Below are 8,765 nucleotides of genomic sequence, written 5' to 3'. Positions count from 1 at the left end.
CGCTTGCAGGGTGGCGGAAGGCTGGCGGGCCAGAAAGGCAAACTGACGAGCGTCCATGTCATGTATCTCGGGTAAAGAGCGGAATTAAAGGAACAGGTCCAAACGGAAATAGATCGGTGCTTCGCGTTCACTCAGGGCTTCGGGCCGTTCGAGGGAATGGGCAAAGGTCACGCTGGCGGCGAGGTGCTTGCCCCGGGCAGGTCCTTGAGTTCTTCGAGACGCCGCTGCTGTTCTTCCAGCAGGCGATTCTGCCGGTCGCGGATCAGGTCCTGGTCGCCGGGGTTGAAGGTCGGTGCGGGCAAGGGAGCGGCAATCGCCATGTGCACGGGGCCGGCCAGCAGCAGGCAAGACAAGGCACAGCACAACCTCATCCCGAGGGCGGAGATAGGCATATTCGGTCCTTCGAAAGGGCAGCAAGGGTCAAGACAAGGCGAGCGATGCTAATGTGCCACTACCTTGGCGTCAAACAAGCGCCGAGCACCCCGACAAACTGCGTATACCCCCCGGAATACGGGCCTTGCAGTGGGCGCCGATACTAGATTGATCCCGGTAACCACCACATCGGATTGATCTGAATTTTCGAAAGAGGTTTCTTGGCAGCGGACTGTTGATCCGCCAGAGGCGTTTCTTAGAGCCATCGGCTACCCGCGCAGATTTCCACCGAAGCCATTTCCAGGCGTACCGCCCAACACCTGTTCATGAGGCATGAACAGGCACAGTCTGCGGCGCCAAAAAAGCAAAAAAGCCAACACTCGTTGGCTTTTTCAAGCAGGCAGACAGCCCCTAACTCACCGAGGACAAGACAAAGGACGTCACGGTGTTTTCCACCCCGGGCAAGGCGGCGATGTCATTCCACACCCGATGCACCCGTTCCGCCGTGGCGGCGCTGACCCGCACCAGCACATCGAACTCGCCGCTGAGCACTTCGCACTGGACGATCTCCGGCATGGCACGCAAGGCCCGCAGCACTTCGGCACCGCGCATGCGGTCGTAGCGGTAGACGAAAATCAGCGCATTGATCCGGGTGTCCGCGCCCCGCCCCTCGCCCACGCGAATGGTGTAGCCCCGGATCGCCCCGTCCCGCTCCAGGCGCTCGATACGCTGGCGCACGGCGTTGCGCGACAGGTTGACCTTGGCCGCCAGCTCGGCGTGGGCGGCCCTGGCATTGAGGGTCAGTTCGGCCAGGATGCGCTCGTCCAGAGGATCAAGAATCCGCTTCATAGGCTCACCTTGCACCGGCCCATCACCAGGACTCCAGGCAGTGCAGCAGCGCGCCAAAGTCATCCGCGGCCAGCGTCTGCCACTGCAGCGTCGAAGGGTTTGCCACCGGCTCTTGCGGCAGCCCGGGGATGCCCAGCGAGCTCAGCAGGCGCACCGACTTGGCCGGTGCAATCTCTCCCAGGGTGACCATCGGTGCCACCAGGCTGCGGCGGTACAGGCGCGCCGCCAGGACGCCGGTGGCGGCATGGGGGTCAATGACGTAGCCGGTGTCCCGATACAGGCTGACGATCTCCTTGCCGGTCTCTTCATCACTGACCGAATAGGAGTCGATGATCATCCGCGCCTGGAGCCAGGCCTCGTTGTCCAGGGTCATCTCGCCGCTGTCCTCGAAGCCCTGCATCAGCGCCGCCACCGCCTGCGGGTCCTGGCCATACAGCTCCCAGACCAGGCGCTCCAGGTTGGCGAACAGCGACAGGTCCATGGCCGGCGACAGGCTCTGGCTGGCCTGCCCCCGGGAATACTGGTTCTTCAGGAACAGTTGGTGCAGGGCGTCATTGCGGTTGGTGGCCACGATCATCTGGGTGATGGGCAGGCCCATTTTCTGCACGATGTAGCCGGCATAGACCTCGGCGAAACTGGCCGCCGGTACGCTGAAGCCGATGGGCCGCTGGCCCCCGCCCAGTTGCAGCACGGCATGGAAATACAGCACCAGCTGGGCCATGACCCCGACCCAGTTGCTGGAGTTGAAGCCGATCACCTCATGCTCGGCCAACGGCCACTGACGCAGCAAGCGGCCGACCAGGGTTTGGCAGTCATCGAAGCTGCCCTCCACGGCGAAGCGCCACAGGCCCGGCTGGTGCGCCGCCTGCAACTGTCGCCCTTGCTGCTCGGGCACGCCGTGCTGCGGATAGAACACCAGCAGTCGCGTCTGCGGGCAGTCCTTGAAGGCCTCGATGGCCGCCAGCCCGGTGTCGCCATTGGTGGCCCCCACCAGCACCCCACGCCGCTGCCGGCGCTGGAGAAAGTAGCCCACCAGTTGGGCCTGCAGGCGTGCAGCAAAGTCCTTGGCCGAACCGCTGGGGCCATGAAACAGCTCCAGCAGCCATTCATTGCGATCGATCTGGCGCAGCGGCGCCACCGCACGATGGCCAAAACCGCTGTAGGCCTGGCGAAGCAGCCCCTTGAAGTCCGCCTCGGGCAGGCTGTCGCCGACAAAGGGCCTGAGCACGCGAAAGGCCAGTTCGGGGTAATCCAGGGTCGACCAGTTGGCGATTTCCTGGGGGCTGAAACTCGGCAACTGCTGCGGCACATAAAGCCCGCCGTCGGCCGCCACGCCGGACAGGACCACGGTTGCAAAATCCACCTGCTCGGTGGCACTGCGGGTACTCACATAACGCATGCTTGGCTCCGGCCAGTCATTTGTAGCGATGGGCCTGCTCCACCAGCCAGGTGGAAAACTTCAGCGCATCGGGGTGTTGCTCGGCGTCGGCGCCGCGCACCAGATAAAAGGATTCGCTGGCCTCGATGCGTTGCTCGAAGGGTTCCACCAGACGCCCATCGGCCAGCATTTCAGCGACCATCGAGGAACGGGCCAGGGCCACGCCCTGGCCCAGTTCGGCCATGCGCAGGGTCGAGATCAGGGTGTCGAACTGCATGCCCCGGGACGAGTCCACGCCACTGGCGCCGGCGCGCTTGAGCCAGTAGCCCCAGCCCTCCTCATAGCCCAGTACATGCAGCAGTTGATGCCGGGCCAGATCGTCCGGCACCTGCAGCGGCAAGCGCGCCAGCAAGGCCGGGGCGCAAACCGGGAACAGGCTGTCCCAGGTCAGGCGCTGGGCCACCAGCCCCGGCCAGTGCCCGCGCCCCCAGCGGATCTCCATGTCGTCCTCACCGTCCAGTTCCTTGACCCAGATATTGCTGATGTAGCGAAGGTCCACCTGGGGCTGGGCCTGCTGGAAGCTCACCAGCTTGGGCGCCAGCCAGTGGACGAAGAACGCCAGGCTGCCGCGCACCTTGATCGGCCGGTGCTGGTGCTGGCCGAAGATCTCGTTGGTGCCCACCGCCAGCCGGGTGATGGCGTCCTGCACCACCGGCAGGTAGGAGCGCCCCTCCTCGGTCAGGTCCAGGCCCCGGGGCAGGCGCTTGAACAGCGCCACCCCGAGGTGGCTTTCCAGTTGGCGGATCTGCTGGCTCACCGCGCCCTGGGTGAGGAACAGTTCCTCGGCGGCGTGGGTGAAGTTCAGGCAGCGGGCGGACACTTCGAAGGCGCGCAGCCAGTTCAGCGGGGGCAAGCTTTTCTGCTTCATGGCCTGGCTCTCATGGACACCCTGGATACCGCTCTCGCCCTTCAGCCCAGCGCATCGGACGAGCGTGCCAGAGGTGCCAGGGCCAGGCGCCGCTGGCGGCTACTGCGGGTAATGTAATACACCAAGTAGCACCAGGCGATGAAGGGCACACCGAAGTACAGGGCCACCCGCTGCTCGGGATCGAAACCGATGCCGACACAGGCCAGGGCGCAGCAGAACAACGCCCCCAGCGGCACCCAGGGATAGCCGCGGACCCGGAACTTGAGCTCGCGCACATCACCGCCGTTGGCCACATAGTGACGGCGAAAGGCGATCTGGCTGGCGGCGATGCTCATCCACACCACCACCACCGCCAGCCCGGAAATCGACACCAGGGCCAGGTAGATGGTGTCCGGGGCGAACACACTGCTGAGCAAAGAGGCCGCGCCGCCGGCCATGCTCACGATGATCGCGTTGAGCGGCGTGCCCATGCGGGTCAGGGCCGAGAACTGCTTGGGCAGGTGGCCCTGGTCGCTCAGGGTCCAGAGCATCCGCGAGGCGGCGTACAGCCCGGAGTTGGCGGCGGACAGCAGCGCGCTGATGATCACGAAGTTCATGATGTCCGCCGAGTACGGAATGCCGATGTAGGTGAACACCGTGACGAACGGGCTTTCCACCAAACCGGCCTGTTCCCGGGGCAACAGGGTGGCGAGGACGAAGATGGTGCCGACAAAGAAGATCGCCAGGCGCAGCACGGTGGTACGAATCGCCCGTGGCACGTTGCGTTGCGGGTCGCGGGTTTCGCCGGCAGCAATGCCGATCAGTTCAGTGCCGGAGAAGGCGAAGGACACCGCCAGCAGGGTCATGGCAATCGGCATGAAGCCGGTGGGGAACAGCCCCTCGCGGGTGAAGTTGCTCAAGCCGATGCTGTGGGCCTGATCGATGTTCAACAGGCCCAGGATCGCCCCGCCACCCACCGCCAGGAACACCAGCACGGTGATCACCTTGACCAGCGACAGCCAGAACTCGGTCTCGGCGAACAGCCGCACCGAGACCACGTTGGACAGAAACACCACCATGGCGAACAGCGCGCTCCAGATCCACACCGGGGTGTCGGGGAACCAGCGGGCCATGAGGATGCCGGCGGCGGTGAATTCCGAGCCGATGGCCACGGTCCAGGTCAGCCAGTACAGCCAGGCCACGGTGTAGCCGGTTCCGGGGCCGAGAAAGCGTGTGGCGTAGGTGCTGAAGGAGCCGGTCTCGGGCATCTGCACCGCCAGTTCGCCGAGGCACATCATCACCATGTACACCATCAGCGCACCGATGATGTAGGCGATCACCGCCCCCAGTGGGCCGGCCTGGTTCACCGTGTAGCCGGAGGTGAGGAACAGCCCGGTGCCGATCACCCCGCCGAGGGCGAGCATGACGATGTGCCGGGTCTGCATTTCTTGCTTGAAGCCGCCGCGCAAGTCGGTCTGTTGTTCTTGTAGGGACATGATGGTTCTCATGAAAGTTGTCAGGGCAAGTCTCAATTTCTGCGACTGTGGAAATGGGCAGAAAACAAATCGGATGCCACCAGGTTTTTATTGTTATTCCTCTTCATGAAGCCCCCACGGGCTGCCTTGCTGTGGGGGTGTTGCGCGCTCTTTCAGTGGGCGACCTCGGCCCGGGCATTCAGGGAAGGGACGGCGCCGGGCGCCGGGTTGTGCTTCAGGGATTGGCGCAGCCAGGCAAAAGCCTGTTGCAGGTCGGCCAGCAGGTCATCGGTGTCTTCGATGCCCACCGAGATCCGCACCAGGCCTTCGGAAATGCCCAGGGCCTGGCGCTCTTCCAGGGTGTTCTCCACATGGCTGGTGGTACGGGCCGGGCCGTAGATGGTTTCCACCGCCCCCAGGTTGCCGGCGCAGTGGGCGTAGCGCAGGCGCGGCAACAGCAGCTTGACGCTGTCCATGCCGCCCACCAGGACAAAACTGACGATGGCGCCGAAACCGCGCATCTGCGCACAGGCCACGGCGTGATTCGGGTGGCTGGGCAACCCTGGGTAATTCACCGCTTCCACCAGCGGCTCATTCAGCAGGAACTGCGCCAGTTGCGCGGCACTGTGCTGTTGCTGACGCATGCGCAGGGCCAGGGTCTTGATCCCGCGGATGATCAGGTAGGCCGAGAACGGATCGAGGCTGGCGCCGTTGATTTCCCGGTAGTGACGCACCTGGCTCATCAGCGCTTCGCTGCCGCAGGCCACGCCACCGAGCACGTCGCCGTGGCCGCTGAGGAACTTGGTGGCGCTGTGAATCACCACATCCACGCCCAGGGCCAGGGGGTTCTGGTTCAGCGGCGTGGCAAAGGTGTTGTCTGCCACCACCAGGGCGCCGACCTGTTTCGCCGCGCTCACCAGACGCTGGATATCGACGATCTTCAGTGTCGGGTTGGTCGGGGTCTCCAGGTACAGCAGGTCGCAGCCCTTGGCGATCTCGGCCTCGATCTGCTGCTGGTCGAAGGTTTCGCAGAGGGTCACGGCCACGCCCATGCGCGGCAGGAACTCTTCGAAAATCTTGTTGGTGCCACCGTAGCTGTCCTTGGTGGACACCACTCGCTGACCGTGGCGCAGGAAGCTGTAGAGCACGCCGCTGATGGCCGCCATGCCGCTGCTGAAGGCCACCGCCGATTCGGCGTTTTCCAGGTCCCGCAGCTTGGCTTCCAGGGTCTCCACCGTGGGGTTGCTCATGCGGCTGTAGATAAAGCCCGGGGCCTTGCCCAGTGCTACGTCGTACCACTGGTCGATGTCGTCGTAGCCATAGGCGGCGCTGGCGACAATCGGCGTTTGCGTGGCGTTGTAGGGATGACGGATCTGCTCCCCGCCCCAGACCACTCGAGTGGCGGTTCCGGGATTTTCCAGCCCTGTGCGTTCAGGTTTTTTATTCATTGCAACGGCTCACCATAAAGGGCGCGCGGCCTGTTGCCGCGCTGGATCTGGTGGCCAATATAGAGAAAAGCCCAAGCCCCGAGAAACGATGTTATCGGGGCCAAAGGGGCGGTTTTTTTAATGCCTCGCCGGCCTGGAAAACGCCCATCGCACGGGCATTTTCAAACCGCCCTTGCGCGCCGGCCATTCACCTTGCGAAGCTGATGCCCGCCTGATCGAGCGCCCCACACCACCACAAGGAATGGCCATGAACCGCACCGAACACCTGAACCTGATGGCCCGCTACAACCAATGGATGAACGCCAAGCTGTATAACGCCGCCATGAGCCTGCCCGAGGGGCAGATCGTCCTCGACCGCCAGGCGTTTTTCGGCTCGATCCTCGGCACCCTCAATCACCTGCTGGCCGGTGACACCATCTGGCTCAAGCGTTTTGCCCAGCACCCGGCGCAGCATCCGGCGCTGGCTCCTCTGCAGCAGGTGGCCCTGCCCCAGGACCTCAAGACCCTGTTGTTCCCCGACCTCGGCGGGCTCTGGCAGCAACGCCAATGGCTGGACCAGTTGATCCTTGATTTCAGCCAGTCCCTGAGCGAGACCGACCTGGACACCAGCCTGCATTACGCCAACACCCGGGGCGTGGTCGCCGAGCGCAATGTGCATGCCCTGCTGGTGCATTTTTTCAATCACCAGACCCATCACCGGGGCCAGGCCAGCACCCTGCTGACCCAAGCCGGCGTGGACATCGGCGATACCGATCTGCTGCTGTTGATTCCATCAGCGATCTGAGCGGGTGCCGATTATTTATTCGAGCCTATCTAGCGTGCGCCCCAGGCTTCTGCGACGATGCGCGCGGCAAAAATCTGCTCGCTAAGGAATGGCATCATCAAAGCCCTCAACGCTGTACTTCTATTGTCCCTGCTGTCCCTGACGGGCTGCGGCACCCTGATCGCCCGCACGCCCAACGCCCATAGCGGCTACGACTACTACAAAGGCACCCAGGCCAATATCGAGCTGCTGACCATGCGTGGCTCCAGTGGCTACGACGGCTACGCCACGGTCTTCTGCTGGGTCAGCATCGTCTGCCCGGTGGTGGCCATCGTCAGCCTGCCGGTGGATGCCGTGGCCGACACCGCGCTGCTGCCCTATGACGCGATGAATCACTGATTCGCGCCCGACCCTGTTTCGCCCCTGCGTGGAAGCCCGATCATCCGAATCATCAATTGCCTGTTGTTGCTCAACACCCTGCTGCTGTCCGGCTGCGGCACCTACATGGCCCGCGGCAATGCCCTGGACTTTCGCGACGACCGCTACTACCGCAGCGTCAAGACCAACGCCCAAGTGCTCACCGGCTATGACATGGGCTACGCACGCATGATCACCGGCGGCTGCTGGGTGACGGTGGTGTGCCCGATCCTGCTGGTGACCAGCCTGCCCCTGGATGCGGCGCTCGACACCGTGCTGCTGCCCTACGACGCGTTCCAGCCGGAACGGCCCAAGCGCAACATGCACGTGGACATGACGCGTTCGCCCCTGGAAGACCTGCCGGCATTGCCCGTCGCTGCCGAGGTGCAAGACCCAACCGCCAACACCCCGCCCATTACGGTGCAGCCCGACTGAACTGCGCGCCATCCCTGCCCCGCTGCCGCAGCGTGGCTACGCCTGATCCGGCGCGCACAGCTCTGCCGCCCGCTGCTCCAGGCGGCAGCGCCGGCCGAGGCGATCCACCTGCGGGCGACCGAACAGATAACCCTGCCCCCACTCGCCACCACAGGCCGTGGCCAGGCTCTGGTCGGCGGCGGTTTCCACCCCTTCGATGATCACGCAAGGCGCCAGGGTCTTGCACAGCTGCACCAGGTGGCTGAGGGTCTGGGCGCTGTTGAGTTCGCCACGGGCGCGCTGGATGTAACCCTTGTCGATCTTGACGATATCCGGCCGGGTCTGGCGGATGAATTCAAGGGTCCCCAGGCCCGCCCCGAAATCGTCGATGGCCACCCGGCACCCCAGTTCGCGCAGGCACAGGACAAACTCGCTGGCCGCCTCGATGCTCGGCGGCGTGGCGCTTTCGGTGATCTCGATCACCAGCCGCGCGGCCACTGAAGGAGCCCCCTGCAGCAGCTCGATGATGGCGTACCAGTAGTTGTCGATGATCGCGCTGCGGGCCGAGATGTTGCAGCCCAGGCGCAGGCGCTCGTCACGCAGCAGGCCATCGATCACGCAGAGCACCACGCTGCGATCCAGCTCGCGCATCACCGGGTGTTTCTCCAGCAGCGCCAGGGGATAGGCATCCCCACCCTGGGCATCGACCTGGCGCAACAGCCCTTCGTGGTAAAGCACCCGG

General features: G+C 64.3%; 10 protein-coding genes. 3 read left to right on the top strand and 7 right to left on the bottom strand.

The features are described 5' to 3' along the window. Positions 1 to 167: 167 nt before the first annotated feature. From BLX41_RS31360 to BLX41_RS31335, 6 genes are all read right to left on the bottom strand, one after another. On the bottom strand, positions 168 to 392 hold the full coding sequence (locus BLX41_RS31360; RefSeq protein ID WP_123727996.1) for a hypothetical protein: 225 nt from the start codon (positions 390 to 392) through the stop codon (positions 168 to 170). 391 nt (positions 393 to 783) lie between these two features. Then, entirely contained in the window at positions 784 to 1,221 is a 438-nt protein-coding gene (locus BLX41_RS31355) for an Lrp/AsnC family transcriptional regulator (protein WP_123727995.1), read from the bottom strand. A 22-nt stretch (positions 1,222 to 1,243) separates the two neighbouring features. Beyond that, positions 1,244 to 2,620, bottom strand: coding sequence for a threonine synthase (thrC, locus tag BLX41_RS31350; protein ID WP_123727994.1), 1,377 nt, complete (start codon positions 2,618 to 2,620; stop codon positions 1,244 to 1,246). A 16-nt stretch (positions 2,621 to 2,636) separates the two neighbouring features. Further along, the gene (locus tag BLX41_RS31345; RefSeq protein WP_123727993.1) at positions 2,637 to 3,527 is read right to left on the bottom strand and encodes a LysR substrate-binding domain-containing protein; all 891 of its coding nucleotides are present in this window, start codon (positions 3,525 to 3,527) and stop codon (positions 2,637 to 2,639) included. Positions 3,528 to 3,568: 41 nt separating this feature from the next. Further along, positions 3,569 to 5,002 carry an amino acid permease gene (locus BLX41_RS31340; RefSeq protein ID WP_123727992.1) on the bottom strand — a complete coding sequence of 478 codons (1,434 nt, stop codon included), beginning with the start codon at positions 5,000 to 5,002 and terminating at the stop codon, positions 3,569 to 3,571. A gap of 152 nt (positions 5,003 to 5,154) precedes the next feature. Beyond that, the gene (locus BLX41_RS31335; protein ID WP_123727991.1) at positions 5,155 to 6,429 is read right to left on the bottom strand and encodes a cystathionine gamma-synthase family protein; all 1,275 of its coding nucleotides are present in this window, start codon (positions 6,427 to 6,429) and stop codon (positions 5,155 to 5,157) included. 247 nt (positions 6,430 to 6,676) lie between these two features. Here BLX41_RS31335 and BLX41_RS31330 point away from each other — a divergent pair, with 247 nt between their 5' ends. From BLX41_RS31330 to BLX41_RS31320, 3 genes are all read left to right on the top strand, one after another. Continuing rightward, positions 6,677 to 7,213, top strand: a complete 537-nt coding sequence (locus BLX41_RS31330; protein WP_123727990.1) for a DinB family protein — start codon at positions 6,677 to 6,679, stop codon at positions 7,211 to 7,213. Positions 7,214 to 7,270: 57 nt separating this feature from the next. Next, positions 7,271 to 7,591, top strand: coding sequence for a YceK/YidQ family lipoprotein (locus BLX41_RS31325; RefSeq protein ID WP_102881730.1), 321 nt, complete (start codon positions 7,271 to 7,273; stop codon positions 7,589 to 7,591). Positions 7,592 to 7,654: 63 nt separating this feature from the next. Next, positions 7,655 to 8,044 carry a YceK/YidQ family lipoprotein gene (locus tag BLX41_RS31320; protein ID WP_259745430.1) on the top strand — a complete coding sequence of 130 codons (390 nt, stop codon included), beginning with the start codon at positions 7,655 to 7,657 and terminating at the stop codon, positions 8,042 to 8,044. Between the two features lie 36 nt (positions 8,045 to 8,080). Here BLX41_RS31320 and BLX41_RS31315 read toward each other — a convergent pair. Continuing rightward, the coding region (locus tag BLX41_RS31315) for an EAL domain-containing protein (RefSeq protein WP_259745429.1) at positions 8,081 to 8,765 on the bottom strand (685 nt) is incomplete at its 5' end.

Source organism: Pseudomonas protegens, assembly GCF_003732485.1.
Taxonomy (GTDB): domain Bacteria; phylum Pseudomonadota; class Gammaproteobacteria; order Pseudomonadales; family Pseudomonadaceae; genus Aquipseudomonas; species Aquipseudomonas protegens_B.
This window is presented reverse-complemented; position numbering and strand designations above follow the sequence as displayed.